The sequence below is a fragment of the Arthrobacter sp. P1_B11 genome, from assembly GCF_056406715.1.
Map to the genome: position 1 here is coordinate 463,016 of NZ_JBFTZQ010000001.1, position 26,566 is coordinate 489,581.

General features: G+C 66.2%; 26 protein-coding genes, 1 pseudogene and 1 riboswitch. Of the genes and pseudogenes, 19 read left to right on the forward strand and 8 right to left on the reverse strand.

From position 1 onward, the window contains the following. Positions 1-91: 91 nt before the first annotated feature. Positions 92-1,495, reverse strand: coding sequence for a glucose-6-phosphate dehydrogenase (locus AC1D14_RS02090; protein WP_230116813.1), 1,404 nt, complete (start codon positions 1,493-1,495; stop codon positions 92-94). Positions 1,496-1,638: 143 nt separating this feature from the next. On the opposite strand from AC1D14_RS02090, the gene ffh reads away from it, so the two are divergent. Both ffh and AC1D14_RS02100 read left to right on the forward strand, forming a co-directional pair. Further along, positions 1,639-3,219 carry a signal recognition particle protein gene (ffh, locus tag AC1D14_RS02095; RefSeq protein ID WP_476880847.1) on the forward strand — a complete coding sequence of 527 codons (1,581 nt, stop codon included), beginning with the start codon at positions 1,639-1,641 and terminating at the stop codon, positions 3,217-3,219. 55 nt (positions 3,220-3,274) lie between these two features. Next, positions 3,275-4,009, forward strand: a complete 735-nt coding sequence (locus tag AC1D14_RS02100; RefSeq protein WP_476874770.1) for an alpha/beta hydrolase — start codon at positions 3,275-3,277, stop codon at positions 4,007-4,009. A gap of 1 nt (position 4,010) precedes the next feature. Here AC1D14_RS02100 and thiC read toward each other — a convergent pair whose 3' ends face one another. Continuing rightward, positions 4,011-5,825, reverse strand: coding sequence for a phosphomethylpyrimidine synthase ThiC (thiC, locus tag AC1D14_RS02105; RefSeq protein WP_230116810.1), 1,815 nt, complete (start codon positions 5,823-5,825; stop codon positions 4,011-4,013). Next, positions 5,820-5,927, reverse strand: a riboswitch (TPP riboswitch). Its footprint overlaps the gene before it by 6 nt. Before the next feature lie 89 nt (positions 5,928-6,016). Between thiC and AC1D14_RS02110 the strand changes: the two are divergent. From AC1D14_RS02110 to AC1D14_RS02190, 17 genes and pseudogenes are all read left to right on the forward strand, one after another. Further along, positions 6,017-7,109: pseudogene (locus tag AC1D14_RS02110) on the forward strand (amidohydrolase family protein). Positions 7,110-7,177: 68 nt separating this feature from the next. Next, positions 7,178-8,053, forward strand: a complete 876-nt coding sequence (locus tag AC1D14_RS02115) for a VOC family protein (protein ID WP_230116808.1) — start codon at positions 7,178-7,180, stop codon at positions 8,051-8,053. Positions 8,054-8,185: 132 nt separating this feature from the next. Next, the gene (locus tag AC1D14_RS02120; protein WP_476967988.1) at positions 8,186-8,623 is read left to right on the forward strand and encodes a hypothetical protein; all 438 of its coding nucleotides are present in this window, start codon (positions 8,186-8,188) and stop codon (positions 8,621-8,623) included. 260 nt (positions 8,624-8,883) lie between these two features. Then, positions 8,884-9,294: a 30S ribosomal protein S16 gene (gene rpsP, locus AC1D14_RS02125; protein ID WP_230116806.1), complete on the forward strand. Its 411-nt coding sequence runs from the start codon at positions 8,884-8,886 to the stop codon at positions 9,292-9,294. Between the two features lies 1 nt (position 9,295). Then, positions 9,296-9,538, forward strand: coding sequence for an RNA-binding protein (locus tag AC1D14_RS02130; protein ID WP_076802241.1), 243 nt, complete (start codon positions 9,296-9,298; stop codon positions 9,536-9,538). A 133-nt stretch (positions 9,539-9,671) separates the two neighbouring features. Continuing rightward, the gene (gene rimM / locus AC1D14_RS02135) at positions 9,672-10,277 is read left to right on the forward strand and encodes a ribosome maturation factor RimM (RefSeq protein WP_230116805.1); all 606 of its coding nucleotides are present in this window, start codon (positions 9,672-9,674) and stop codon (positions 10,275-10,277) included. Further along, positions 10,278-11,090 (forward strand): tRNA (guanosine(37)-N1)-methyltransferase TrmD, encoded by an 813-nt coding sequence (gene trmD, locus AC1D14_RS02140; RefSeq protein ID WP_230116804.1) that lies wholly within the window; start codon positions 10,278-10,280, stop codon positions 11,088-11,090. It abuts the gene before it with no gap. Positions 11,091-11,324: 234 nt separating this feature from the next. Continuing rightward, complete coding sequence (gene rplS / locus AC1D14_RS02145; RefSeq protein WP_056632605.1) at positions 11,325-11,684, forward strand: 50S ribosomal protein L19; 360 nt, start codon at positions 11,325-11,327, stop codon at positions 11,682-11,684. Positions 11,685-11,766: 82 nt separating this feature from the next. Beyond that, entirely contained in the window at positions 11,767-12,447 is a 681-nt protein-coding gene (gene lepB / locus AC1D14_RS02150) for a signal peptidase I (protein WP_230116802.1), read from the forward strand. After that, positions 12,448-13,359 (forward strand): signal peptidase I, encoded by a 912-nt coding sequence (gene lepB, locus AC1D14_RS02155; RefSeq protein WP_230116801.1) that lies wholly within the window; start codon positions 12,448-12,450, stop codon positions 13,357-13,359. A gap of 2 nt (positions 13,360-13,361) precedes the next feature. Beyond that, positions 13,362-14,033, forward strand: a complete 672-nt coding sequence (locus AC1D14_RS02160) for a ribonuclease HII (RefSeq protein WP_230116800.1) — start codon at positions 13,362-13,364, stop codon at positions 14,031-14,033. Positions 14,034-14,142: 109 nt separating this feature from the next. Further along, complete coding sequence (locus AC1D14_RS02165) at positions 14,143-14,469, forward strand: DUF2469 domain-containing protein (protein WP_003806068.1); 327 nt, start codon at positions 14,143-14,145, stop codon at positions 14,467-14,469. 124 nt (positions 14,470-14,593) lie between these two features. After that, the gene (locus AC1D14_RS02170) at positions 14,594-14,950 is read left to right on the forward strand and encodes a YraN family protein (RefSeq protein WP_230116799.1); all 357 of its coding nucleotides are present in this window, start codon (positions 14,594-14,596) and stop codon (positions 14,948-14,950) included. Next, positions 14,950-16,494 carry a YifB family Mg chelatase-like AAA ATPase gene (locus AC1D14_RS02175; protein WP_476967989.1) on the forward strand — a complete coding sequence of 515 codons (1,545 nt, stop codon included), beginning with the start codon at positions 14,950-14,952 and terminating at the stop codon, positions 16,492-16,494. The genes AC1D14_RS02170 and AC1D14_RS02175 overlap by 1 nt, the downstream gene beginning before the upstream one ends. A gap of 53 nt (positions 16,495-16,547) precedes the next feature. Further along, positions 16,548-17,690, forward strand: coding sequence for a DNA-processing protein DprA (gene dprA / locus AC1D14_RS02180; protein WP_230117038.1), 1,143 nt, complete (start codon positions 16,548-16,550; stop codon positions 17,688-17,690). Positions 17,691-17,765: 75 nt separating this feature from the next. Continuing rightward, on the forward strand, positions 17,766-18,692 hold the full coding sequence (locus tag AC1D14_RS02185) for a tyrosine recombinase XerC (protein ID WP_230116797.1): 927 nt from the start codon (positions 17,766-17,768) through the stop codon (positions 18,690-18,692). 339 nt (positions 18,693-19,031) lie between these two features. Beyond that, complete coding sequence (locus AC1D14_RS02190) at positions 19,032-19,535, forward strand: DUF3145 domain-containing protein (RefSeq protein WP_230116796.1); 504 nt, start codon at positions 19,032-19,034, stop codon at positions 19,533-19,535. Positions 19,536-19,604: 69 nt separating this feature from the next. On the opposite strand, the gene AC1D14_RS02195 is transcribed toward AC1D14_RS02190, so the two are convergent. The 6 genes from AC1D14_RS02195 to AC1D14_RS02220 form a co-directional block, all read right to left on the reverse strand. Further along, positions 19,605-20,840, reverse strand: coding sequence for a beta-ketoacyl-[acyl-carrier-protein] synthase family protein (locus AC1D14_RS02195; protein WP_230116795.1), 1,236 nt, complete (start codon positions 20,838-20,840; stop codon positions 19,605-19,607). Between the two features lie 173 nt (positions 20,841-21,013). Further along, on the reverse strand, positions 21,014-21,259 hold the full coding sequence (locus tag AC1D14_RS02200) for an acyl carrier protein (RefSeq protein WP_230116794.1): 246 nt from the start codon (positions 21,257-21,259) through the stop codon (positions 21,014-21,016). Positions 21,260-21,340: 81 nt separating this feature from the next. After that, complete coding sequence (locus tag AC1D14_RS02205; protein WP_230116793.1) at positions 21,341-22,429, reverse strand: beta-ketoacyl-ACP synthase III; 1,089 nt, start codon at positions 22,427-22,429, stop codon at positions 21,341-21,343. Beyond that, positions 22,426-23,355 (reverse strand): ACP S-malonyltransferase, encoded by a 930-nt coding sequence (locus AC1D14_RS02210; RefSeq protein WP_476880850.1) that lies wholly within the window; start codon positions 23,353-23,355, stop codon positions 22,426-22,428. Before AC1D14_RS02210 ends, AC1D14_RS02205 begins: the two co-directional genes overlap by 4 nt. Before the next feature lie 88 nt (positions 23,356-23,443). After that, positions 23,444-24,688: a PucR family transcriptional regulator gene (locus AC1D14_RS02215; protein ID WP_230116791.1), complete on the reverse strand. Its 1,245-nt coding sequence runs from the start codon at positions 24,686-24,688 to the stop codon at positions 23,444-23,446. A 183-nt stretch (positions 24,689-24,871) separates the two neighbouring features. Further along, positions 24,872-26,566 (reverse strand): transketolase-like TK C-terminal-containing protein (locus tag AC1D14_RS02220; protein WP_476967990.1); only part of this gene is annotated, 1,695 nt, incomplete at its 5' end.

Consider the following 26,566-nt stretch of genomic DNA (forward strand, 5'->3'; position numbering starts at 1 on the left):
CAAGCACAGTCCCAGCCCAACGGGAATGCAGAAAAGGGCCGGTCACCTGAAACGGTGGCCGGCCCTTTTGCATACCCAAAGCGATTCGGCCCTATTCGCTGCGGACCGAACCTGCCAAGCCGTCCGGAGCGTTCGTGCCCGCCTCGTATTCCTCCAGCGGAACGGAGTCCCGCGACCAGGCCCTGAGCACCGGCTCCACAATCCGCCAGCACTCCTCGGCGGTGTCTCCCCTGACCGAGAGCAGGGGATCGCCGGTCAGGACGCCCTCCAGCACCTCCCCGTAGGGGAGCAGTTCGGAGGCATTCAGCTCCGCATTGAGGGTGGTGCGGTCCAAACTGAAGATGTCCCCGGGACCGTTGACGTCGACGTCGAGCTCGAGGGTGTCAGGCCCGAAACCGATCCGGAGCTTGTTGGGGGCGTCAACGCCGGAGAATCCCTTGGGAAGGTGCGGCACGGGCCGGAACGTGACCACGGCCTCCTTGCGTTTGTCGCCAAGCGCCTTGCCGGAGCGAAGAATGAACGGCACGTCCTTCCAGCGCCAGTTGTCAATGTCCACGCGGATTTCAGCGAGCGTTTCGGTGTTCCTGTCCGGGTCGACCCCCTCCTCCTTGACGTAGTCGGGGACCTTCCTTCCGTCGATGCTGCCGGCCGCGTAGCGGGCACGGCGCGTGCTGGTCTTGTACGGCGGCCTGATGCTGCTGGCACGGAGGACAGCGGCTATGGCGTCCCGGAGGTCGCGCTCGCCGAGCGTGGCCGGCGGTTCAATGGCCATCAGGGCCATGATCTGCAGCAAGTGGCTCTGGATCATGTCCCGGAGGGCGCCCGCGCTGTCGTAATACCGGGCGCGGCCTTCGAGGGCCAGATCTTCGTCGAAGATGATCTCCACCTGCGCGATGTGTTCACGGTTCCACACAGGCTCCAGGAAGTTGTTGGCAAAGCGCAGGCCCAGGATGTTCAGCACTGTGGCCTTGCCCAGAAAGTGGTCCACCCGGTGGATGTGGTCTTCGGGGACGAGGTTCAGGAGTGTCCGGTTGAGCTGGCGCGCGGACTCCTCTCCGGAGCCGAAGGGCTTCTCCATGACGAGCCGGGTGCCGGCAGGGACCTGCCGCGGCGCCAGTATCTCACAGGCTTTCTGACTCACGTGCGGTGGCAGGGCGAAGTAGACGGCCACTGGGCCCTCCAGCTCTGCCAGCAGCGAAGCCAGAGGACCGTCCGCAGTGACGTCGAGCTGATGATAAGTCGTGGCCTTCGCGAGCGACGTGAGTGCCTTCTTCCCGGCGGAGTCGGCCCCGCCAGCCGCATCGGCGAAGGCGGCATGGACACGGTCCTGCCACTCCGCCGGCGACCACGGGTCCGATCCCGCCCCCACGAGGTTGAGCCCGCCGGCCCCGCCTTTGGCCACCAGCCGGGCGAGCCCGGGCAGTAGGAGCCGGCCGGTGAGATCGCCGGAGGCTCCCAGAATGAGCAGAGTTTTCACAGTTGTTTGGCTCGTCACCCTGACAGCATGCCACCTTGGAGGCCCGGCTTGGTACCCTAGATAGTCGAGTCCCGTCGTCGACGCGGTTGGAAACAACGGCCGAGACGCTGGTGTGCCGCAGGGCAGCCATCCGTACATCCACTGAAAGAAGTGCACGGCGCGTGTTCAATTCACTCTCTGACCGGTTGACAGCAACCTTCAAGAATCTCCGTGGCAAGGGCCGCCTCACCGAGGCAGATGTCGACGCCACAGTCCGGGAGATCCGGCGGGCCCTGCTGGACGCAGACGTTGCCGTGCCCGTGGTGCGCGAATTCACCGGACGCGTGCGCGAGCGTGCACTCGGCGCCGAGGTCAATGCCGCGCTGAACCCGGGCCAGCAGATCGTGAAGATCGTCAACGAGGAGCTCGTCGAAATCCTCGGCGGGGAAACGCGCCGCATCCGCCTGGCCAAGACCGGGCCCACCATCATCATGCTTGCCGGACTCCAGGGCGCCGGCAAGACAACTCTCGCCGGCAAGCTCGCCAAGTGGCTCAAGGCGCAGGGTCACAGCCCCATCCTGGTGGCCGCCGACCTCCAGCGCCCTAACGCAGTGACCCAGCTGCAGGTCGTCGGCCAGCGCGCCGGCGTTCCCGTCTTCGCCCCGCACCCCGGAGCCACCTCCGAGCTTGAGCACCCGGCCGGCGACCCTGTCGCCGTCGCCCGGCAGGGCGTCGAGGACGCCCGCCAGAAGCTTCACGACGTCGTGATTGTGGACACCGCCGGACGTCTCGGCGTCGACGCGGACATGATGGAACAGGCACGCCAGATCCGACGGGCCATCGTCCCGAATGAAGTCCTCTTCGTGATCGACTCCATGATCGGCCAGGACGCTGTGAACACGGCGATGGCCTTTGATGAGGGCGTCAACTTCACCGGCATCGTGCTGTCAAAGCTCGACGGCGATGCCCGCGGCGGTGCCGCGCTTTCCGTCGCGTCGGTCACCGGCAAGCCCGTCATGTTCGCGTCCACCGGCGAAAGCCTGGACGATTTCGAGCTGTTCCACCCGGACCGCATGGCGTCCCGCATCCTCGACATGGGCGACGTCCTCACGCTGATCGAGCAGGCCGAGAAGTCCTGGGACAAGGACGAAGCTGCGCGGATGGCGAAGAAGTTCGCCGACCAGGAAGACTTCACGCTGGACGACTTCCTCGCCCAGATGCAGCAGATCCGCAACATGGGCTCCATGAAGAAAATGCTCATGATGATGCCCGGCGCGCAGAACATCCGCCAGCAGTTGGAGCAGTTCGACGAGCGCGAAATCGACCGTGTCGAGGCGATCGTCCGCTCCATGACCCCGCACGAGCGAGTCGCTCCCAAGATCATCAACGGCTCGCGGCGGGCCCGCATCGCCAAGGGTTCCGGTGTTCACGTTTCCGAGGTCAACGGCCTGCTGGAGCGCTTTGCCCAGGCCCAGAAGATGATGAAGAAGATGGCCCAGGGCGGCGGCATGCCGGGCATGCCCGGAATGCCGGGAATGGGGGCCGGCGGCGGTGCCCGCAAGGGTGCCAAGAATGCACCCAAGAAGAAGGCACGTTCGGGCAACCCCGCCAAGGCGGCACAGGAACTCCGTGACGCAGAGGCCCGGCGCGCCAGCGCGGCCAAGGCGCTGCCCACGGGCGCTGCCTTCGGCCAGCAGGGCGGCGACTTCGACCCGTCCGAGCTGAACCTGCCGAAGGGCTTCGACAAGTTCCTCGGCAAATAGGCGCACTGTCATGTCGGCCCGCGCCGATGTCGGGCCTCTGCCATAAGGTTGGGTCATGTTTAAGCAGCGGGTAGTGTTCGTCCACGGGGCCGGGAGCTTCGGCTCCGCCGCCTGGCCGCGCCAGCACGGCATGGCCCTGCAGTATGACGCCCTTTTCCTGCGGCGGCACGGCTTCGACGCCGAAGCGGAACCGCTGGAGACGGACTTCGCCGAGGACGCCCAAATCGTGCTTCGGTCGCTGGCCGATGACGGCCGGGGCGCTGCCGGAGGCCACGTGGTGGCGCACTCCCAAGGGGCCATCGCAGCGATGATGGCCGCCGTCGAACGCCCGGACCTCGTGTTCTCGCTGACGCTCGTGGAGCCCGCCTGCTTGTCGCTGACCGCGGAACTGCCGGCCACGGCGGCCCACCGGGCGTTGATGGAGCCCCTGTTCGAGGTCCGGCACCAGCTCGGCGACGACGACTACGAGCGGGAGTTTGTGCGGCGTGCCTTCGCTGCGGAAGCGCCCGGCCCGAGCACGCCGGAAGCGAGGCGTGCCGCCAGGCGACTGCGGCTGCAGGCACCTCCCTGGCAGGCCCCGTTGCAGATCGTTCCGGGCGTCCCTACTCTGGTCCTCACCGGCGGTTGGGAACCCCTCTATGAGGAGATTGCCGGGTACCTCAGGGAGACCGGCGCCCTGCACCGCACTGCCGCGGGCGGGCACCGGCCCCAGGATTCCCCCGAGGGTGACCGTTTTATCCGGTCATTTGTTGCCGAGGTCGGCCGGCGGCGACAGCCCCGGGCGTCCTGATTTAGCGGGTTGTTTCCGGAAGCTTGAGCTCCGGCAGATAGACCTTTCCGCCGGCGGCCAGGAACTCCTGGCTCTTTTCACGCATTCCTTCGGCCATCTCGGCAAGTGCCGCCTGCGCTTCGGCCGAGCCGTACTCGTTCCGGATGTCCTGGCTGATGCGCATGGAGCAGAACTTGGGCCCGCACATGGAGCAGAAGTGTGCGGTCTTGGCAGGCTCGGCCGGCAGCGTCTCGTCGTGGAAGGCCTCTGCCGTTACCGGGTCAAGGGACAGGGCGAACTGGTCCCGCCAGCGGAACTCGAAGCGCGCCTTGGACAGGGCGTCGTCCCTCTCATTGGCGCCGGGGTGGCCCTTGGCGAGGTCTGCGGCGTGGGCGGCGATCTTGTAGGTGATCACGCCGGTCTTCACGTCGTCCTTGTTGGGCAGCCCCAGGTGTTCCTTGGGCGTCACATAGCAGAGCATGGCCGTACCGTAGCGGGCGATCTCCGTGGCACCGATGGCGGAGGTGATGTGGTCGTAGCCGGGCGCCACGTCCGTGACCAGCGGGCCGAGGGTATAGAACGGAGCGCCCTTGCACAGCTCCTGCTGGCGCTCGACGTTCTCGCGCACCAGGTGGAACGGGACGTGGCCTGGGCCTTCAACCATCACCTGGACGTCGTATTCCCAGGCACGCTGGGTCAGCTCCGCCAGGGTGTCCAGTTCGGCGAACTGTGCGGCGTCGTTGGCATCGGCGGTTGCGCCCGGCCGGAGGCCGTCGCCGAGCGAAAAGGAGACGTCGTACTTGGCGAAGATCTCGCACAGCTCGTCAAAGTGCGTGTAAAGGAAGTTCTCCTGGTGGTGTGCGAGGCACCAGCCGGCCATGATGGACCCGCCGCGGGACACGATGCCCGTGACGCGGTTGGCGGTCAGCGGGACGTAGCGCAGCAGCACTCCGGCGTGGATGGTCATGTAGTCCACACCCTGCTCGCACTGCTCAATCACGGTGTCCCGGAAGATCTCCCACGTCAGGGCATTGGCCTCACCGTTGACCTTCTCCAGCGCCTGGTAGATCGGAACGGTGCCGATAGGGACGGGGGAGTTGCGGATCAGCCATTCGCGGGTGGTGTGGATGTCATCGCCGGTGGACAGGTCCATCACGGTATCCGCGCCCCACTGGGTGGCCCACTGCAGCTTGTCCACTTCCTCTGCAATCGAACTGGTTACAGCCGAGTTGCCGATGTTGGCGTTGATCTTTACCAGGAACGCCTTGCCGATGATCATGGGTTCGGACTCGGGGTGGTTTATGTTGTTGGGGATGATGGCACGGCCTGCAGCCACCTCGCTGCGCACCAGTTCAACGTCGCAGTTCTCGCGGAGTGCCACGAAGCGCATTTCCGGGGTGAGGACGCCCTGCCGGGCATAGTGCATCTGGGTCACCGTCTTGCCCCCGACGGCGCGGCGGGGCACCGGCTGCGCTCCCTTCCACTCCGCGGAAGCTGCGCCGCGACGTACAGCCGACCTGCCGTCGTCGAGCAGGTTCCGCTGCCGGCCGCCGTACGGCTCCGTGTCCCCGCGTGCTTCAATCCATTCCGAGCGGAACGGGGCGAGGCCCACTACCGGGTCGCTGCCCGGACCCGCAGTCCGGTAGACCCGCAGCGGCTCGTTCTGCTCCCCGTTGGGAGACGGCTCCAGGGCGATTTCCGTGACCGGGACGCGCAGGCCTTCCCCCTCGATGTAAGCCAGTGAGTGCGACTTCAGCGACTGGGTGGTCTGCTGGCCAGCTTCGTTATGGGCCGCCTCGTTTTGGGCAGGGCTCAGCCGTGTTTTCTGGGTGTTCATTTACTGCTCACTTCCTTCGCCGGCATTACCCGGACAGGTTCAACGGTCGCAGGCTGCGCTAGCCCGATCTCAGCCCCTGCAGGGGCACCCGTGTGGTCGTAGACGAAGCTACCACAGGGCGGCAGGCGGGTGCCGCATCCGTGCCGGGTGTGACACACGCCGGGCCGGGCCGTACGGATTACGCTTGAGCCATGGCGCCCATCATCGAATTCAGCGGGACCGCGCTTACCGGCCCGGACCAGGAGCGGGCAGGCCTTTGGGCCGTGGACGGTCGGCTGACCTTCCGCCGCCCGGCAGTCGTCCCGGACGCAGTACTTGACGGCTGGGTGCTGCCCGGCTTCGTGGATGCCCACTGCCACATCGGGCTGGGGCCCGGAGGCGCCGTGGACGACGACACCGCCTATGCCCAGGCGATGACTGACCGCGACGCCGGCACGCTGCTCGTCCGGGACGCAGGCGCGGCCAGCGATACCCGCTGGCTCCAGCGCAGCCCGGAAGCGCCGAGGATCATCCGGGCCGGGCGGCACATCGCCCGGACAGGCCGCTATCTGAGGAATTTCGCCGTCGAAGTGGAGCCGGAGGGCCTTGTCGAGGCGGTCCGCAAGCAGGCGCGTTCCGGCGATGGCTGGGTCAAGCTGGTGGGGGACTGGATCGACCGCGACGCCGGCGACCTCGCGCCGTCGTTTCCCGCCTCGGCGGTACGGGACGCCGTCAGCGCCGCCCACGATGAGGGCGCCAGGGTCACTGCACACTGCTTCGCCGAAGACACGCTCGACGACGTGCTGGACGCCGGAATCGACTGCATCGAACATGCCACGGGACTTCTGCCGCGGCACATTCCCAGGCTGGTCGAGCAGCACGTGTCGATCGTTCCCACACTGATCAACATCGCGACGTTCCCGGATATCGCTGCCCAGGCCGAACCCAAGTTTCCGCGCTACGCGGCCCACATGCGGGCCCTGTGGGAAGGCCGGAATGAACGGATCCTGGAAGCGCACGAAGCCGGGGTGCAGGTTTTCGCTGGAACGGACGCGGGCAGCGTGATCCGGCACGGCCGGATAGCTGACGAGATCCTGGCCCTCCACGCCGCAGGCCTTCCGGCGGCTGCTGCCCTGGACGCCGCCTGTTGGGGTGCCCGCCGGTGGCTGGGAGCGGAGGGCCTGGCCGAAGGGGCAAGTGCCGACGTGGTGTTGCACTGAGGACCCCCGCGAGGTGCCCGGAACCATCAGGGATCTCAGGGGCATAGTTCTGCGGGGACGCGTTGTCCGTTTAGGAATAAATTGAAGCTTCAAGTAATTTAGATATGTAGAGACCATCGAAATCCGGTGGCCAGGGAGTCCGGGAGTACTCAAATGACACCAGCAGCCAGCAGCCAGGATCTTCTTCCTGCCGATCTCACCATGGGCACTGTGATGCTCAAAGTGGGGGACATGAACCTCATGACCGACTACTACCAGCGGGCGCTCGGCCTCGACGTCGTGGCGGAGCAGGACGGCGGCCTTTACCTTGGCAGGCTTAAGACGCCGCTGGTTCATCTCGCTCCCGCCCCGGGCCTGAATATTCCGGGCCGGGGAGAAGCCGGCCTCTTCCACACGGCACTCCTGTTCGACAATCAGGAGGCACTGGCAGCCACCGTGGCCACCGCGGCGCAGTACGAGCCGCAGTCCTTCACGGGAAGCGCCGACCACCTGGTCAGCGAGGCTTTCTACTTCAGTGATCCGGAAGGCAACGGCATCGAACTCTACTGGGACCGCCCCCGCGATGCTTGGTCTTGGGACGGCAAGAATGTAGTCATGGACAGCCTTGCGCTGCCGCCGCAGAAGTACCTGCAGGACCACCTGACCCAGGGTGCGGTGGAGGGCCAGCGCGGCACGGAGGCAGGGGTGGGTCACGTCCACCTGCAGGTTGGCGACGTCCAGTCGGCCCACGACTTCTACGTTGGCACCCTCGGATTCGAGAAGACGGCAGGCTGGCACGGCCAGGCCCTGTTCGTCTCCGCCGGAGGCTACCACCACCACATGGCCATGAACGTCTGGAACAGCCGCGGCGCAGGTCCCCGGCGGGACACCCTGGGCCTGGGCGAAGTCCTCATCGAAGTCCCGGCCGGCGACGACGTCGGAGCGCTCGCCGACCGCCTAAAGGTCGCCGGAGTCGCTGCCCACCACACCGGGGCGGAGCTTCGGTTCCAGGACCCGTGGCGCAACCGCATTCGTGTCGCCGTGCGCTGAGCGCGCAGTACGCCGAAACCATCGTCGGCTGAATCCACGCGGCGGGTGTGGGTTAGGCTGATTTCGACCATCCCCGGGCGGCCGCCGCTGCCGCCTGGGGACCCCGCCGTCGACGGAACGAGGACGATGTCCATGGGCTTCACCGAAATGTTTGTTGCCACCCACAGTGAAGCCCTCAAGCGCGCCGCTGCACTTGGCGCCGGCGCCTCCGCGTCCGCCGGGGGCGTCCGGATTCCCGGGATCAGCGACTTTGAAATTGAACAGCTTGGTGATCTCGCCGGCACGGCCGTGCACGCAGCGGGTGCCGACTATGAACTCGCCATGGTGGACGTGGCCAGCGACGCGCTGCTCGGAGTGCCGCCGGCCATGGTCCGTGCGCTCGCCGAACTGCTCAGCTATGAATCCGAAGGGGAGGGCAACGTCCTGGACGATGTTGCCGAGAAGTGGGCGGCCGAGGACGACATGCCCTTTGGCGCGGACGAGGCGCGGAAGTACGTCCAGCAGCTGGCAGAACTCGCCGGAAGCGTCGACGAGAACAGCCGGACCGGCCTCTACGTGCGGTCTTCCTGACCGACCGCAGGCACCGGGCACGCCAGCGCGGTCACGCCGGCGGGAGCGCCTTTTAGCCCCCAGGCCGCCGAAAACGGAGCCCGGGGGCATGTCAAGTCGAAATAGTGCCGCCGATCTGGCACAATAAACAGGTACTTGATCTGCGTGGCCCCTCTCTCCGCGTCCGGATCTTGTCCTTTTAGAACCCCCTAGTACGGCCCGCCCCACGGGTGCAGAACGCCGGGCTCGACCCCGTTTCAGAAACAGGAGTGACCACAAAAGTGGCCGTAAAGATTCGCCTTAAGCGCTTCGGTAAGATGCGCGCACCGTACTACCGCATCGTCGTCATGGACGCACGCTCCAAGCGTGACGGCCGTGCCATCGAAGAAATCGGCAAGTACCACCCCACCGAAGAGCCCTCGTACATCGAGGTCGACACGGACCGTGCCCAGTACTGGCTCGGCGTCGGCGCACAGCCGTCGGAGCAGGTCGCCGCGATCCTCAAGATCACCGGTGACTGGCAGAAATTCAAGGGTCTCCCGGGCCAGGAAGGCACCTTGAAGACCAAGGTTGCCAAGGAAGCCTTCGTTGCTCCGGAAAAGGGTTCCGTGATCATCCCGGAAGCCATCACCAAGAAGGCCAAGGCAGAAGCTCCCGCCGAGGCTGAAGCAGAGACCACCGAGGCTGAGTAAGTTGCTGGCAGAAGCGCTCGAACACCTTGTCCGCGGTATCGTTGACTCCCCTGAGGATGTCAAGGTCAGCGCGAAGAACAACCGCCGCGGGGACACCCTCGAAGTGCGCGTTCATCAGGAGGACCTTGGACGGGTAATCGGACGCCAGGGCCGCACCGCGCGCGCACTGCGCACCGTTGTGGCGGCATTGGCAGATGGCGAGCAGGTCAGGGTCGACGTCGTCGACACCGACCGCCGCCGGTAACGCGCCTGCAACACTTGTCTTGAGTCCGGCCCCTCCACCAGCTAACGGTGGAGGGGCCGGACTGTTTTTACCGCAAGACCGACGCGCAACCACAGCGCAAACTTTCACAACGCACTCCGGAACAGAGGAACACATGCAGCTTCAGGTGGCACGAATCGGCAAGCCCCATGGAATCCGCGGCGAGGTGACCGTCCAGGTGCTCACCGATGCCCCGGACGACCGGTTTGTCCCCGGCACGGAGCTCGTGGTGGAGCCTGCGTCGGCCGGGCCCCTGACCGTGCTCAGTGCACGCTGGAACAAGGACATCCTCCTTCTCGCGTTCGAGGAAATTGAAACCCGGAACGAGGCGGAGACCCTCCGCGGCGCCAAGCTGTTCATCGAAACCGAGGAGCTCGACGAGGACGACGACGAAGGCTGGTACGAGCATGAGCTGGTAGGCCTCGAAGCGCGCGTCGGCTCCCAGGTGGTCGGCAAGATCTCGGGTCTGAACACGATGCCCGTCCAGGACCTGCTGGTCGTGGAGACTCCCGACGGCAAGGAAATCCTCATTCCCTTCGTGGAGCAGATCGTTCCCGAGGTGAACGTGGAAGAAGGCTATGTCCTGGTGACCCCTCCGGCCGGGCTGTTCGAGATCAACACCGACGACAGCACCGCCGAAGACGCTGAAACTGCGGGCGAGGCGGAAGCCGAGGCCGGAGAGGCAGAGTCCGGCCGGCCCGAGTCGGGGGCCAAAGCCTAGATGAGAATCGACGTCGTCAGTATTTTTCCCGAGTATCTGGCACCGCTCGAACTCTCGCTGATCGGTAAAGCACGCCAGGACGGGCTACTGGACCTCAACGTCCACGACCTGCGCACTTTCACCACGGACCGCCACCGCACCGTGGACGACACCCCCTACGGCGGGGGAGCCGGCATGGTGATGAAGGCCGAACCATGGGCGCAGGCGCTGGCGTCCGTGGCCGCGGCGCGTCCGGCTGCTGCGGGCAAGCCGGTGCTGATCGTTCCGTCTCCGGCGGGGGAGCGCTTCAACCAGGCGCTGGCCTACGAGCTTGCGGAGGAGGACCAGCTGGTCTTCGCGTGTGGCCGCTACGAAGGAATTGACGAACGCGTCATCGAATGGGCGGAGGAACACTTCACGGTGCGCCCCGTCAGCCTCGGCGACTACGTGCTAAACGGCGGCGAAGTGGCTGTCCTGGCCATGGTCGAGGCGATCGGCAGGCTGCTGCCGGGCGTTGTGGGCAATCCGGAATCACTCGTGGAGGAGTCGCATTCGGACGGCCTGCTCGAGTACCCCGTCTACACCAAGCCCTCCGTCTGGCGGGACCGCGAAGTGCCGGCGGTCCTGCTCAGCGGCAACCACGGAAAGATCGCACAGTGGCGCCGCCACGAGCAGTACCGGCGGACGGCGGAACGCCGCCCGGACCTGCTGGAGACGTTCGACGCCGGAAGTCTTCCCCGTGCTGACCGCACCGCCCTCGCGGATCTCGGGTACGACGTCGTTGACGCTCGCCTTAAGCGGCGCCCGGACGCCGGAAGCACATCGTCCGCCTGAAGTCCCGCAGCAATTGGTTGTAGACCTCCGAGTGTGGCAAAATTAGTCTTTGTGTCTGCTGGGCCCGCACCTGCCACAGGGGGAGCGCAGCCAACAGCAGACACCCCGGTGCCGCCAATCAGTGGCGGGGCCGGACCACAACACTTTCGGCGGCAATTCCCGGGACCTAACTGTCCGGGCTTGGCTGTCGTGACCCAACGTGGATGACCTGTGGCGTTCACCAGGAGTGGATCAATGCATATCCTCGATTCCGTAGATGCAGCCTCGCTGCGCACCGATGTTCCCGAGTTCCGCGCGGGTGACACCCTCAAGGTTCACGTGAACATCATCGAAGGCAAGAACTCCCGTGTCCAGGTATTCCAGGGCTTCGTCCTGGGCCGCCAGGGCGACGGTATCCGTGAGACCTTCACGGTCCGCAAGGTTTCCTTCGGTGTCGGCGTAGAGCGTACCTTCCCGGTGCACTCCCCGATCATCGACAAGATTGAGCTCGTCACCAAGGGTGACGTGCGCCGCGCCAAGCTTTACTACATGCGTGCACTGCGCGGTAAGGCCGCGAAGATCAAGGAAAAGCGCGACTTCAGCACCGCCAAGTAAGTCTTCCGGACTTCACGGCGGGTCCCAACCCGTATCCGGCCAGCGCCGGAGCCATCCGCGACAGCGCCACAGGATACGGACCATGGACAACACAAAACGCCAGCCAGGGAAACCGGGCTGGCGTTTTGTGTTTCTTGCGCTTGCCGCCGCCGTCATCCTCAGCGGACTGGTCCGCTCCCTGTGGCTGGACGTGTATTACATACCGTCGGCGTCCATGGAGCCGCTGTTCAACACGGGCGACAGGATTCTGGTTTCCCGCACCGACTTCCAGTCCGACCCGATTCGCCGCGGGGACGTCGTGGTGTTTGACGGCCGGGGCTCGTTTGCGCCGTTGAACTCCGGCTCGGGGCCGTTGCAGGAGGCCCTGGCCTCGGCCGGACACTGGCTGGGCCTCACCGGCAGTGATACTACTTACGTAAAGCGCGTCATCGGCCTGCCGGGCGACAGCGTCGTATGCTGCGACGACCAGCACCGGCTCACAGTGAACGGCCAGCCGCTCGTGGAACCCTACCTGTATGCGGGAGATGAACCGAGCAGCCAGAAGTTCAGCGCCTCCGTGCCGGCGGGGCGGGTGTGGCTGCTCGGGGACCACCGCTCGGTGTCGGCTGACTCACGCAGCCTGCTGGGGGCGCCGGGTGGAGGCATGGTGCGAATGGACAGGGTAATCGGGCGGCCGGTACAGATCCTCTGGCCGCTTGATAGATTTGCGTCAGTGGCACGGCCACCGCTGGCGGCCATAACAACGACTAAGGACGGACAGTAAATGCCCGAGACAGACCCCGGGACTTCCGAGCCGCAGCGGGCAGCTGCCAGGCCGGGACGACATGCTTCGGGCGAGCCCGTTTCGGCAGTGGCCGTCCCCGGCGAATCCGCACCCCCCCGCTCTGGCGAATCTGCGCAGACCGGACCTGGCGAAGCTTCACCGGCCGGTGCCGGCGAAACCGGATCGGCACGCTCAGGCGAGCCCGCAGCGGCCGGATCCGGCCGCAAGAGGCCGGCTCCCGCCCGAAACCCGTTTCTGGTGTGGCTGAAGGAAATTGCCACGGTGGTGGTCATCGCCGTCGTCCTCTCCTTCCTCATTAAGACGTTCCTTTTCCGTGCGTTCTACATTCCGTCTGAGTCCATGGAGAGCACCCTGGACGTCAACGACCGCATCTTCGTGAACCTCCTCGTTCCTGAACCGTTCGCCCTGGCGCGCGGCGACGTGGTGGTGTTCAAGGACACCAAGGGCTGGCTGCCGCCGGCTCCGCAAAAGGCCGACGGACCGTTCACCTGGGTCGAGGACGGGCTGACCTTTGTGGGGCTCCTCCCGGACAACTCTGAGCAGCACCTGGTCAAGCGCGTCATCGGCCTGCCAGGAGACCACGTGATCTGCTGCGACGCCGACAGCAAACTGACCGTCAACGGAGCACCGCTTGACGAAAAGTACGTGAACCCGGCCGAGGTGCCGCTGGTGCGGAACTTCGACGTCGTGGTGCCCGCAGGCAAGGTCTGGGTCATGGGGGATAACCGCAACCATTCCGCGGACTCCCGTGCCCACACGGACACCAACGGCGGCTTCGTGGACCTGGCGGACATCGAAGGCAGGGCAGCCGTCATCGCCTGGCCCGTGAACCGCTGGGCCGGCCTGGATGACTATCCTGACGTCTTCAAGAATGTTCCGTCGGCAGGTTAGCGATGTCTTTAGCACCAACCCTCGACTATGAGAAACGCTTCCTTCCCCGGGGAGCGCGGTTCCTGGCCGGCGTCGACGAAGTAGGCCGCGGTGCACTCGCCGGGCCCGTGAGCGTGGGCATCGCCGTCGTGGACCTGCGCCAGATGGAACTGCTGGCGGACGTCCGGGACAGCAAGCTGCTGAAGGCAGCCGACCGTGAACGGCTGGACCCGCTGGTCCGCGCCTGGAGCGTGGCCTCTGCCGTGGGCCATGCCTCCGCGCGGGAGATCGACGAGCTGGGCATCATGGGGGCTCTGCGGACGGCAGGAAACCGCGCGTGGTTTGAGATCCTCGGTGCAGGGATCACTCCGGACGTCGTGCTGCTGGACGGGAGCCACAACTGGCTCTCGCCGGCCGCCCAGCCGTCCCTGTTCGAGGAAGCCGTGGAGGATCCGGGCTGTGACGCGCCCGTGCATACGCTGGTCAAAGCCGACATGCAGTGCCTGAGCGTCGCCGCAGCGAGCGTTCTGGCCAAGGTTGAGCGGGACCAGATGATGCGGCAACTGCACCTTGAGTACCCCGCCTTCGGCTGGGACGTCAACAAGGGCTACGGGACCGCCGTCCACCGGGAAGCCATCCGGCTTGCTGGCCCCAGCCCTTATCACCGGGTCAGTTGGAACCTGCTGTCCGAATAATCAGTCCGCGCAGTCTGTCGGCGCGCGGGGCAGGTTGCCGCCGTTACCGGGAACTGGGTGCGCCGGTCACGTGTGAGCGTGGGCCCGCTCCATGGTGCAAGATGGAACCATGAGTGCCGAGGATCTTGAAAACTACGAAACCGACATGGAGCTTCAGCTCTACCGTGAATACCGCGATGTCGTGGGGCTGTTTAGCTACGTGGTCGAGACCGAACGCCGCTTTTACCTCGCCAACCACGTGGACCTGCAGGCGCGCAGCGCCGATGGCGAAGTCTACTTCGACCTGACACTGCAGGACGCCTGGGTCTGGGATGTCTACCGCTCCGCGCGGTTCGTCAAGAGTGTCCGGGTCATCACTTTCAAGGATGTCAACGTCGAGGAGCTCCCGCGCAACGAGGAGCTCGCGCTGCCCAAGGACGTCGACCTGGGGAACTGATCTACCCGCCGTTTGGGTGCACTGTTCCTCCACACCAGTCCGTTCGGCCCTCTGTTTCCCACATAGCTCTATAGGCCACTGTCCCGCGTGACGCCGCCCCCGCAGTCTTGTTGCGGAGGTAGAAATGAAAGCCAAAGACCTGCTGGGCCGGCGCGGGGAAGAGCTCGCGGCGGAATATCTGGAATCAATGGGCATGCTGATCGTGGAGCGTAACTGGCGCTGCCCTGACGGTGAGATCGACATTGTGGCGCTGGACGGTGATGTCCTGGTCATCGCCGAAGTGAAAACGCGGCGTTCCCTCGCGTACGGCCACCCCTTCGAGGCGGTGGGCGCAGAGAAGCTCGCGCGCCTGCACCGGCTGGGATCTGCCTGGTGCCGCGACCGTGAGCTCCGGATGCCGCTGCGCCGGGTGGACGTCATCGCGGTTGTCGACGACGGCGTGTGCCCGCCCACGCTTGAGCACCTCAAGGGTGTGGGCTAATGGCGCTCGGAAGAACGTATTCGGTGGCCCTCGTGGGACTAAATGGCTACATCGTGGAGGTCGAGGCCGACATCGGCCAGACACTGCCCGCATTTGTGATTCTTGGCCTGCCGGACGCTGCCCTCAACGAGGCCAAGGAACGGATCCGTTCAGCGGCGCAGAACTCTGGCATTCCGCTTAGCCGGCGGAAAATTACGGCCAACCTGATTCCGGCGTCCCTGCCCAAACGCGGTTCCGGCTTCGACCTCGCCATCGCCATGGCGGCGCTGAGCGCAGCTGATGACATCCGGACGACCGGCCGTACAGTCTTCCTCGCCGAGCTTGGCCTGGACGGGCGGCTGCGGCCTGTACGCGGCGTCCTCCCGGCAGTGATGGCTGCCGTCCAGGCCGGCTATCCGGACGTCGTGGTGGCGCAGCCCAACGCCGCCGAAGCGGCGCTGGTTCCCGGTGCACGGGTTCAGAGCTATAAGACGCTGGCGCGGCTCGCTTTCGACTTCGGGGCCGACCCCCTGGAGCTCGCCCTCGATTTCGAACCGGAGGACGAGGCGCCCGGCGAGGAAGCCGATCCCGCTGGTGGGGCGAACCCCGACATGTGCGACGTCTCCGGACAGGGGGACGCACGCCGCGCCCTGGAGGTCGCTGCTGCCGGCGCCCACCACCTGTTGCTCATGGGTCCACCCGGGGCAGGCAAGACCATGCTGGCGGAGCGCCTGCCTGGGCTGCTGCCTGATCTGGGCGACACCGAGGCCATGGAAGTGACGGCCATCCACTCCCTCTGCGAGCTGCCGTCTTCGTCATTGCAGCTGGTCCGGCGTCCGCCGTTCGAGAATCCGCACCATACGGCCACGTCGGCTGCCATTATCGGCGGCGGTTCGGGCCTGCCACGGCCGGGCGCGGCGTCCCGCGCACACCGCGGGATCCTGTTCCTTGACGAGGCGCCGGAATACGAACGCAGGGTGCTTGACGCCCTCCGCCAGCCCCTGGAGAGCGGCGAGCTGGTCATTCACCGTTCGGCCGGCACCGCAGCCTACCCGGCACGCTTCCAGCTCGTCCTCGCGGCAAACCCGTGCCCCTGCGGCAAAGCGTCGGGCAAGGGCATCGAGTGCATCTGCACGCCCACGATGCGTCGCCGGTACCTGGCCCGCATGTCCGGTCCGCTGCTTGACCGGGTGGATATCCAGTTGCAGGTGGAGCGCGTCTCGCTGGCAGACTTCGGCCAGTCCGGCGGGGAAGAGGACACATCTACAGTCGCCGGCAGGGTCTGGGCGGCCCGGACGCGACAGCTGCAGCGGCTTCGCCCGTTGGGGATGGAAACCAACTCCCAGGTTCCCGGGCGGGTCCTGCGGGGTCAGCTGAGGCTGTCTTCGGCAACCACGCGAATTCTGGATCAGTCCCTGGAAAGGGGCGTTCTGACTGCCCGCGGCTACGACCGCGTGCTCCGCCTCGCTTGGACACTGGCTGACCTCGCCAGCCGGGAGCGTCCGGACATCAATGACATCGGACAGGCGTTGAACCTCCGGCAGGCTGCCTCGGCAGCCGCCTGAAAGGAAACAAATTGCAGAACGAGAGACTTGCACGCGCGGCCCTCTCCAGACTGATGGAACCCCAGGATGCTGCAGGCCTCGCCCTGGTGCACGTTGCGGGGGCGCTGGACGCCCTGGGGATCGCCACAGGGGAGCTGAGTTACGGCCCGGCGCTCGAACAGGAAATCACCGGTGTCCTGGCTGAACATGGCTCTGCGACCTCCTGGACCGGCATGACCGCGGCTCTAAAGCGGTGGGCGCCCCGGATCCCGGATCTCGCACCCGAACGTGACCTGGCGACTATGCAAAGGCTGGGCGGCCGCATGATCATTCCGGAAGACGAGCTGTGGCCCGGGCAGCTCGCAGACCTTGGCCTCCACGAACCAATCTGCCTGTGGTGGCGGGGAACGGAGATGGAACTCCCGCCGGCGGCAAAATCCATCGCTTTGGTCGGATCCCGGGACAGCACCAGCTATGGAGCCGCGGTGACCGGAGACCTTGCCTACTCTCTGGCGCAGCGGGGCTTCACAGTGGTCTCCGGAGGCGCCTACGGTGTTGATGCGCACGCGCACAGAGCAGCTCTGGCGGGCGGGTCGGGGGCCGTGCCGACCATCGCCGTGATGGCCGGGGGAGTTGACCGTTTCTACCCGTCGGGCAACGAGGACCTGCTCCGGGCTGTGGCCAACCAGGGTGCAGTGCTTGCGGAGGTTCCGCCCGGTTCGGCCCCAACGCGCTACCGCTTCCTTCAGCGCAACAGGCTCATCGCGGCGCTCGCTGCCGTGACTGTGGTCGTGGAGGCCAGATGGCGTTCCGGAGCGCTCAATACGTCTCACCATGCGGAATCTCTCGGCAGATCTGTCGGGGCCGTGCCGGGTTCCGTGCACAGCGCGAACTCCGCTGGCTGCCACCGGCTGCTGCGGGACGGAGGCGCCGTCTGTGTGACAGACGCGGGGGAGATCGTTGAGCTGGCCGCGCCCAGCGGCGAATCCTTGCCGGAGTTGAGGGACGGCGGCAGCGCAGTCCACGACGGCCTGACGCTGGAGGACTTGATCCTGCTCGATGCGCTGCCGCTGCGGTCCACCAGTTCAGTGGAGAAACTGTGCATCGTGGCTGGTCTCGGTCCGGAGTCGGTCCGCGCGGGGCTCGGCAGGCTTGGCCTGCTGGGACTTGCAGTGTCCGAAAGCGGCGCGTGGAAGCGATCCAAAAACGCCGGCTGATTACGATGCAAACCCACGCCACGGCTCGCCGGGAACAATTCTTGATTGCCTGCCAAATGCTGGGACAGTGAGGGGGTGGAGAAAGACAAACTGCCGCCGGCCCTGGCGCAGGCAGTCAGCGCCTTCGGCCGGTACCTGACGGGTGAACGGGCACGTTCGGAGCACACGGTCCGGGCATACCTGTCGGACGTCGGCAGCCTGCTCGAACACGCGGCCGGCGAGGGGATCCGCGAGCTCGGCGAAATTGAGCTCGGGACCCTCAGGCGCTGGCTCGGCGCCCAGAGCGACGCCGGCATCTCCCGCTCCACCCTTGCCCGCCGGTCCGCCACGGCACGGACCTTCACGGCCTGGGCGCTCCGGGAGGACCTCATAGGGGCCGACCCGGCGCTTCGTCTGAAGGCGCCCAAGAAGGAAAGCTCTCTGCCTGGGGTGCTTCAGCAGCAGCAGCTCGTCAGGCTGCTGACCGAACTGCAGGAGGCAGCCCAGGACGGTTCCCCGATCGCCTTGCGGAACCGGGCAATGGTCGAACTGCTGTACGCCACAGGAATCCGCGTCGGCGAACTGGCAGGGCTGGACGTCGATGACCTCGATCCGGACCGCAGAACCTTGCGTGTCCTAGGCAAAGGAAACAAGGAACGCACCGTGCCGTACGGTCTCCCGGCTGCGCTCGCCGTTGACGACTGGCTACGCCGCGGACGCGGAAAGCTCGTGTCTGCGGGAAGCGGACCCGCGCTGTTCCTCGGTATGCGCGGCGCCCGCGTGGACCAGCGCCAGGTGCGGAGCGTGGTCAGGGGTCTCTTCGAAGCCCTGGGGGACACCGCTGCTACCGGCCCGCACGCGCTGCGCCACTCGGCAGCCACGCATCTGCTCGACGGCGGAGCAGACCTCCGGGCCGTGCAGGAAATTCTGGGCCACAGCAGCCTGGCCACCACACAGATATACACCCATGTGTCAGTCGACCGCCTCCATAAAAGCTACCAACAGGCGCATCCCCGGGCGTAAGGCCTGCACGCGCGGCCTGGCCGGACCGGAATTCGTGACTGCGGCCGGTTTCAGTCCCTGATGTGACTTCCACCCCTGGCGGAGATCCGCAATTCCCCTCGGCGTGGTTCCACGGCTCGCCGAATTCCACTGGCGTAATTCGACGGCGTACGGCACAATAAGAGCCAAGTCCGGCAACTTTCAAGTTGTGCTTTAAGCCTCTGGCTTTAGCTGCCTTGCGGGTCCGGCATTATTTTCATAGATTGGCAGGAATTACCGGCACCACGCGGCGCCCGGAGCATCAGCAGTTCGTCCATGCAGGTCGTTGGGGAAGACGTACCTACAGCTATGGAGGATGGAATGTCTGATGCAATGACTCGCGGTGTGCTGTTTATTCACTCGGCGCCTACCGCACTGTGCCCTCACGTTGAGTGGGCCATCGGATCTGTCGTGGACAAGCGGACAGATCTTGAGTGGACCGCTCAGCCTGCCGCGCCCGGAATGTTCCGTTCGGAACTGTCCTGGACCGGCGCGCAGGGGACAGGTGCGCAGCTGGCGTCTGCCCTCCGGGGCTGGGCACATCTGCGCTTCGAGGTGACGGAAGAACCGAGCCCGGGCGTGGACGGCGGCCGGTGGTCCCACACCCCCGAGCTGGGCATCTTCCATGCCGTCACAGACGTCCACGGCAACATCATGGTGTCCGAGGACCGCATCCGCTACGCCTACGAGTCCGGTGCGGGCGACCCCTCTGCGGTCTACCACGAGCTCTCCCTTGCCCTCGGCGAGGCGTGGGACGAGGAACTTGAACCCTTCCGGCACGCGGCCGAGGGCGCACCCGTCCGCTGGCTGCACCAGGTGGGCTGACACGCCACCTCCATAGCAATGAAGAAGCCCCCGCCAACCGGCAGGGGCTTCCTCATTGGTCAGGTGCGGTCACACGCTGCGGACGGCGATGACGGCGTTGTGGCCGCCGAACCCGAACGAGTTGCTCAGCGCCACGATGTCTCCGGCGGGAAGATCGCGGGAGGAGGTGACGACGTCGAGCGGGATCTCCGGATCCTGGTTCTCAAGGTTGATCGTGAGAGGGGCCTTGCGCTCATACACGGCCAGCACCGTCAGGACGGCTTCAACGGCGCCGGATGCGCCCAGCAGGTGGCCCATCTGCGACTTGGTGGCGGACACCGCCACGTCATCCACGTGCGATCCCAGGGCGGCGCGCAGCGCGGTGTACTCGGGCTTGTCACCCACAGGGGTGGACGTGGCGTGGGCGTTGACGTGCACCACGTCCTCGGCCTGGATCCGGCCGTCGAACATGGCCGCCTTGAGGGCGCGGGTGGCGCCAAGGCCTTCGGGGTCAGGCGCGGTGATGTGGTAGGAGTCGGACGTCACGGATGTGCCGGCCAGTTCGGCGTAAATCCGCGCTCCGCGGGCCAAGGCGTGCTCCTCGGCTTCGAGCACCAGGGCGCCTGCGCCTTCGCCCATGACGAAGCCGTCCCGGCCCAGATCGTAGGGGCGTGAGGCGTGCTCTGGATCGTCGTTGCGGCGGGAAAGCGCCTGCATCGAGGAGAACGCGGCCAGCGGCATCGGATGGATGGCAGCTTCGGCGCCGCCGCACATGACGACGTCGGCCTTGCCAGAACGGATGAGGTCCAGGCCGAGGTGCAGGGCTTCCGTGCCGGAGGCGCAGGCGGAGACGGGCGTGTGCGCTCCCGCGCGGGCACCCAGGTCAAGGCTCACAGCAGCGGCCACGCCGTTGGGCATGAGCATGGGAACGGTCATGGGCAGGACCCGGCGGGGCCCCTTCTCCTTCAGCGTGTCCCACGCGTCCAGGAGAGTCCACACGCCACCGATGCCCGTGGCGAAGGCGACGGCAAAGCGGTCGTGGTCAACTTCGGTGATGCCGGAATCAGCCCAGGCCTCACGGGCGGCGATGACACCGAACTGCGTTGAAGGGTCCATGCGCTTGGCTTCAACGCGGCTCAGGACCGAAAGGGCAGGGGTGGAGCAGCGGGCAGCGAAGTGGACGGGCAGTTCGTATTTGGCTACCCAGTCGTCCTCAAGCGTGCGGGCGCCCGAGACCCCCTTCAGTGCGTTCTTCCACATCGTGGGTACATCGCCGCCGATGGGCGTGGTGGCACCCAGACCGGTAATGACTACTTTGCGTGTCATGGGATCACTCTCTGTCGGTGCGCGTGCCGTGTCCTGTGCTGCCGGGCCTGGTGCCTGAGCTGGGGGCGTGCGGAGGGGGTCTGCGAGAAAATTTGTGATGGTGCATCGGCTGGCCGGCCCGGATTGTTGCGGGCCGGCCAGCCGGGTTCAGCCGGAATGCGGCTGGAGCCTGTTTAGGCCTGTGCGTTGGCGATGAAGCTGACTGCGTCGCCGACGGTCTTGAGGTTCTTGACCTCTTCGTCCGGGATGCGGACGCCGAACTTTTCTTCAGCGTTGACCACGATCGTCATCATCGAGATGGAGTCGATGTCCAGGTCCTCGGTGAAGGACTTGTCCAGCTCGACGGCGTCGGCGGCCAGGCCGGTTTCTTCGTTGACGATTTCAGCCAGTCCGGCCAGGATCTCTTCGTTGCTAGCCATTGATGGCTCCTTTTCTTGTTATTGCCGGCAGGGGATGCCGGAAATGGGGCAAACCGCGGTTGCGGCTTGGTTTGTGGATTCCTACGGAAGGACGATTACCTGGGCGCCGAAGACCAGCCCGGCGCCAAAGCCGATCTGCAGCGCAAGGCCGCCGCTCAGCTCCGGGTTTTCCTGAAGCAGGCGGTGCGTGGCCAGCGGGATGGAAGCGGCCGAGGTGTTGCCGGCCTCTGCAATGTCCCGGGCCACGGTCACGGTCTCGGGCAGCTTGAGCTTCTTGGCCATCTCATCGATGATGCGCATGTTGGCCTGGTGCGGAACGAAGGCAACGAGGTCTTCGGCCTGGATGCCGGCGGCGTCCAGGGCCTGCTGGGCCACCTTCGCCATTTCCCAGACGGCCCAGCGGAAGACCGTCTGGCCGTCCTGGCGCAGGGTGGGCCAGATGGCGGCCTCGGTAACGGCTTCTTCGTCGGAGCTGAGGGCGGTGCCCTGCTGTGCTCCGGAGTGCGCGAGTGACCCGGAGCGCGCAGCGGAGAACTCCCGCACGTCCAGCAGCGAGTGCGTCATGCCGATCGCGTCCCACTTGCTGCCGTCCGAACCCCATACGGACGGGCCGATGCCCGGCGTCTCGGAAGGGCCGATCACCACGGCACCCGCGCCGTCACCCAGCAGGAAGGAAATGGTGCGCTCAGTGTTGTCAATGACGTCGGACAGCTTCTCGGCGCCCACAACCAGTACGTACTCTGCCGTTCCGGAGCGGACCAGTGCGTCACCCTGGGCGATGCCGTAGCAGTAACCGGCGCAGGCAGCTGAGATGTCGAAAGCCGGAGCCGGCGTCGCGCCGAGCCGGTCAGCGAGGCTCGCGGCCGCTGACGGTGTGGCAAAGGGGTGCGTCACCGTGGAAACGATGACGGCGCCAAGCTGGGAGGCCTCGATGCCGGCCTTCGCCAGGGCCTCGCGGGCTGCGCCTTCTGCCATGTCGATCACGCTGACATCAGCAGGGGCCCGGTGGCGGGTGATGATGCCGGTGCGTTGGCGGATCCATTCATCAGACGAATCAATCCACTGGCAGACGTCCTCGTTGGTCACGATCACATCGGGGCGGTAGGCGCCGATGCCCAGAATGCGGGTGTGTTCGTTGACGGGCGACTGCTTCAGCGTGGGAACGCTCATGCCTGTCCCTCCAATTCTGCGAATAGTGCAAGGGCTGCGGACAGGTCACCGGGGGTTTTCACGGCCACGGTCTTGACGCCTGGCATGCCACGCTTCGCGAGGCCGGCCAGTGTGCCGGCCGGTGCCAGTTCAATGAGGCCGCTGACGCCGCGCTGCACGAGGGATTCCATGCAGAGATCCCAACGGACCGGGCGCGACACCTGGGCGATGAGGCTGTCGACCGCGGCGGTGCCGACGGTCACTTCCTTGCCGTCGAAGTTGGACAGCAGCGGAACCGCAGGAGCCTGGGGCTGGAGCTCCGGACGCAGGGCCTCCAGTGCGCTCACGGCCGGTGCCATGTGTGAGGTGTGGAACGCGCCGGCAACCTTGAGCGGAATGACCCGGGCCTTTGCCGGCGGGTTCTCCGCCAGGGCCCTGAGCTGGTCGAAGGTGCCGGCGGCGACAGTCTGGCCAGCGCCATTGACGTTGGCTGGCGTGGCGCCGGCTGCTTCGATGGCCGCCAGGACCTCGGCCGGGTCGCCGCCCACGACGGCGCTCATGCCGGTGGGCGTGACGGCGGCGGCTGCAGCCATGCTGTTGGCACGCTTGCGGACAAAGGTCATGGCTTCTTTTTCGGTCAGCACGCCGGCGAGGGCGGAGGCCGTGATCTCGCCCACCGAGTGCCCGGCCAGGATGACCGGCAGGGTGCTGAGCTCGACGTCGAACAGGGCCTTCGCTGCCACGAGTCCGGCTGCGACAATCAGGGGCTGCGCCACGGCAGTGTCCTTGATGGTCTCCTCATCCGAGGTGGTCCCGTGCGCCGTGAGGTCGATGCCTGCGATTTCGCTGAGGGAGGCCAGATGGCCTGCTACGGAAGGCAGTTCCAGCCAAGGGGCCAGGAAACCGGGGGTCTGTGAGCCCTGTCCAGGGCAGACGATTGCAAGCACGTAACCAGCTTTCCAAATTACCGCGTGAATCAAGGGTGTTTGCGTACACCAAGCTCACTGGGTCAGTTTGTAGGAAGTCTACAACGGTTCAGTTCTGGTTCCGCCCCGGCTGGCGCTCCACGGGGGCCTTGGGCGGCGTGGAAAGCCGGCCCACGACCAAGGCGGCCTGAAGCACGAAGGCTTCCCGGGGGAGCAGCGGATCCCAGCCCGTCACGTCACAAACCCGCTTGAGCCGGTAACGGACGGTGTTGGCGTGGACGAACAGTTCGCGGGCGGTCGCCTCCAGCGAATGCCCCAGTTCCAGGTACGTGCCGAGCGTTTCCACCAGCCCGTTGGAGGCTGCCACGAGGGGCCGGTAGATATTTTTCACGAGCGACCGGCGCGCAGCGTCGTCCCCGGAAATGACGCGCTCGGGAAGCAGGTCATCGGCGGCCACCGGGCGGGGCGCCGACGGCCACGCGCGGGCAGCGGTGAGTCCGGCGAACGCCGACTGCGCCGACCCGCTCGCCTCCAGCAGGGAACTCGCCTCGGCGCCGTACACCACAGGCCCGGGTGCGAACATCTCGCTCAGCTTCAGGTACGCCGTTTCCCGGTCGTGGACGCCGCCGAGAATCAGGATGAGGCGGTCGCCCTGGATCCCCACCAGGGCGTCTTCGGCGTACCGGCCGGCGGTGCGGCGCAGTTCACTCACGTAGCTGGCGCTGGGCTCCGACGGCGAGTTCCCCACCATCACGGTGAACCGCTCCTGGGCCTTCCAGCCGAGGGCCGCGATTCTGGACCGCAGCGCGTCCGTGTTTTCACCGCGGAGGATGGCGTCCACGATCAGCGCCTCCAGCCGGGTGTCCCAGGAGCCCCGCGATTCGGCAGCCCTCGCGTAGACGTCCGCCGCCGCGAACGCCACCTCGCGCGAGTACCGCAGCACCGCCTCACGCAGCGAGGGCTGGTCCGCTTCGGGGGCGATGACCGGGACCTGGTCCTCGACCACTTCCACCACGATCCTGATCAGCTGCAGCGCCTTCTGGAGGCTGATGGAACGGGTGAGCTCCGTCGGTGCCGTGCCAAAAACGTCGGTGAGGATCCAGGAGGGGGAGCTGGGGCGCTCGTACCAGGTGACGAAGGCTGCGATGCCGTTCTGAGCCACGAGTCCGAGCGCCGAGCGTTCATCGGAGCTGAGCCGGCTGTACCAGGGCAACGATTTTTCGAGCTGGCGCATGGTGGTTGTCGACAACTGGCCAACACTGGCCCTGAGCTTCTTCAGGGTCTCCGTCTTTTCCGGTGTCATGCTGCGTGACGCCGGTTTGCGCTTTGCGGGGGCGGGTGTTGGCTGGGGCATGCATCGAGCATACGGCGCCTGCCCTGCAACCTCCATTTTGTGCGAAGGCTACAACTGCGGTTGTGCTGTGTCACAGCGGATCAAAAGCACCCCAACGACGACGGCGGCCCCCACCTTCGGGTGAGGGCCGCCGTCGTGCGTGTCAGGCAGTTGCTGGAGCCGCAGGCGTCCAGCAGCCGTTGGCTAGGACTCGCCGCCCGCGTTGCCGGTGGTGCCGGCGTTGACGTTGTGCAGGCGGTACTTCTCGATGGCCTGGGCAGGTGCCTGGGCGTCAACCTCACCGCGGCGGGCCAGCATCTCCAGCGAACGCACCACGATGGAGTGGGTGTCGTTCTTGAAGAAGCGGCGTGCTGCGGCGCGGGTGTCGGAGAAGCCGAAGCCGTCGGCGCCGAGCGAAGCGAATTCGTTCGGCACGAACTGGCGGATCTGGTCCGGAACGGCCTTCATGTAGTCCGAGACCGCGACAACAGGGCCGGTCGCGCCGGCGAGCTGCTGTGCCACGAACGGTGTCCGCGCGGGCTGTCCGGGGTTGAGGAACGCTTCCTCCTCGGCAGCCATGCCGTCGCGGCGGAGCTCGTTCCAGGACGTCACGGACCAGACGTCCGCGGAGACGCCCCAGTCCTCGGCCAGGATCCGCTGCGCGTCCAGCGCCCACGGAACCGACACGCCCGAGGCCAGGATTTGCGCACGCGGGCCGTCGATTTTGGCCGGTGCCAGCAGGTAGATGCCCTTGATGACGCCTTCTACGTCCAGTTCGTCAGGTTCGGCCGGCTGGACGATGGGCTCGTTGTACACCGTGATGTAGTACATCAGGTTCCGGTCAGTGGAATCCGGACCGTACATGCGTTCGATGCCGTCGCGGACGATGTGGCCCATTTCGTAGCCGTAGGCGGGGTCGTAGGTGACCACAGCGGGGTTGGTGGAGGCGAGCAGCGGGGAGTGGCCGTCGGCGTGCTGGAGTCCTTCGCCGGTGAGGGTGGTCCGTCCTGCGGTGGCGCCGATGATGAAGCCGCGGGTCATCTGGTCCGCGGCGGCCCAGAAGGCGTCGCCGGTGCGCTGGAAGCCGAACATGGAGTAGAACACGTAGACCGGGATCAGCGGCACGCCGTGGGTGGCGTAGGCGGTGCCGGCGGCGGTGAACGCCGCGACGGCGCCGGCTTCGTTGATGCCGGGGTGGATCAGCTGGCCCTGGGCGGATTCCTTGTAGGCCAGGACCAGGTCGCGGTCCACGGACAGGTAGTTCTGGCCGCCCGGGTTGTAGATCTTCGCAGTCGGGAAGAACGCGTCCATGCCGAAGGTGCGCGATTCGTCGGGAACGATGGGAACGATCCGGTGCCCGAACTTCTTGTCGCGGAGGAGGTCCTTGAGGAGGCGGACGAAGGCCATGGTGGTGGCGGCCTGCTGCTTGCCGGTGCCCCGCTTGGCGATGTCAAAGGTCTTGGCTTCGGGGAGCTCAATAGCCGCGTGGTTGGGGCGGCGCTCGGGCGTGTAGCCGCCCAGTTCCCTTCTTCTTTCAAGGAGATAGGCGATCTCGGGGGCGTCCACACCGGGGTGGTAGTAGGGCGGGCTGTAAGGGTCTTCCTCCAAGCGGGCGTCGGAGATCGGAATCCTGAGGTAGTCCCTGAATTCCTTCAGGTCGTCGAGGGTGAGTTTTTTCATCTGGTGGGTGGCGTTGCGGCCTTCGAAGTGCGGGCCGAGGCCGTAGCCCTTGACCGTTTTGGCCAGGATCACGGTGGGCTTGCCCTTGAATTCGGTCGCTGCCTTGTACGCGGCGTAGACCTTGCGGTAGTCGTGGCCGCCGCGCTTGAGGTTCCAGATCTGGTCATCGGTCAGGTCCGCGACCATGTCCTTGGTCTGCGGGGTCTTGCCGAAGAAGTG

Coding starts and splice junctions, on each gene's coding strand:
- AC1D14_RS02160 (WP_230116800.1), top strand. CDS start 13,362: ATGTCTTTAGCACCAACCCTCGACTATGAGAAACGCTTCCTTCCCCGG.
- AC1D14_RS02190 (WP_230116796.1), top strand. CDS start 19,032: ATGTCTGATGCAATGACTCGCGGTGTGCTGTTTATTCACTCGGCGCCT.
- dprA (WP_230117038.1), top strand. CDS start 16,548: ATGGAACCCCAGGATGCTGCAGGCCTCGCCCTGGTGCACGTTGCGGGG.
- AC1D14_RS02205 (WP_230116793.1), bottom strand. CDS start 22,429: ATGAGCGTTCCCACGCTGAAGCAGTCGCCCGTCAACGAACACACCCGC.
- AC1D14_RS02170 (WP_230116799.1), top strand. CDS start 14,594: ATGAAAGCCAAAGACCTGCTGGGCCGGCGCGGGGAAGAGCTCGCGGCG.
- AC1D14_RS02195 (WP_230116795.1), bottom strand. CDS start 20,840: ATGACACGCAAAGTAGTCATTACCGGTCTGGGTGCCACCACGCCCATC.
- thiC (WP_230116810.1), bottom strand. CDS start 5,825: ATGAACACCCAGAAAACACGGCTGAGCCCTGCCCAAAACGAGGCGGCC.
- AC1D14_RS02100 (WP_476874770.1), top strand. CDS start 3,275: ATGTTTAAGCAGCGGGTAGTGTTCGTCCACGGGGCCGGGAGCTTCGGC.
- rimM (WP_230116805.1), top strand. CDS start 9,672: ATGCAGCTTCAGGTGGCACGAATCGGCAAGCCCCATGGAATCCGCGGC.
- rplS (WP_056632605.1), top strand. CDS start 11,325: ATGCATATCCTCGATTCCGTAGATGCAGCCTCGCTGCGCACCGATGTT.
- lepB (WP_230116801.1), top strand. CDS start 12,448: ATGCCCGAGACAGACCCCGGGACTTCCGAGCCGCAGCGGGCAGCTGCC.
- AC1D14_RS02165 (WP_003806068.1), top strand. CDS start 14,143: ATGAGTGCCGAGGATCTTGAAAACTACGAAACCGACATGGAGCTTCAG.
- AC1D14_RS02175 (WP_476967989.1), top strand. CDS start 14,950: ATGGCGCTCGGAAGAACGTATTCGGTGGCCCTCGTGGGACTAAATGGC.
- trmD (WP_230116804.1), top strand. CDS start 10,278: ATGAGAATCGACGTCGTCAGTATTTTTCCCGAGTATCTGGCACCGCTC.
- lepB (WP_230116802.1), top strand. CDS start 11,767: ATGGACAACACAAAACGCCAGCCAGGGAAACCGGGCTGGCGTTTTGTG.
- AC1D14_RS02115 (WP_230116808.1), top strand. CDS start 7,178: ATGACACCAGCAGCCAGCAGCCAGGATCTTCTTCCTGCCGATCTCACC.
- AC1D14_RS02120 (WP_476967988.1), top strand. CDS start 8,186: ATGGGCTTCACCGAAATGTTTGTTGCCACCCACAGTGAAGCCCTCAAG.
- AC1D14_RS02200 (WP_230116794.1), bottom strand. CDS start 21,259: ATGGCTAGCAACGAAGAGATCCTGGCCGGACTGGCTGAAATCGTCAAC.
- AC1D14_RS02215 (WP_230116791.1), bottom strand. CDS start 24,688: ATGCCCCAGCCAACACCCGCCCCCGCAAAGCGCAAACCGGCGTCACGC.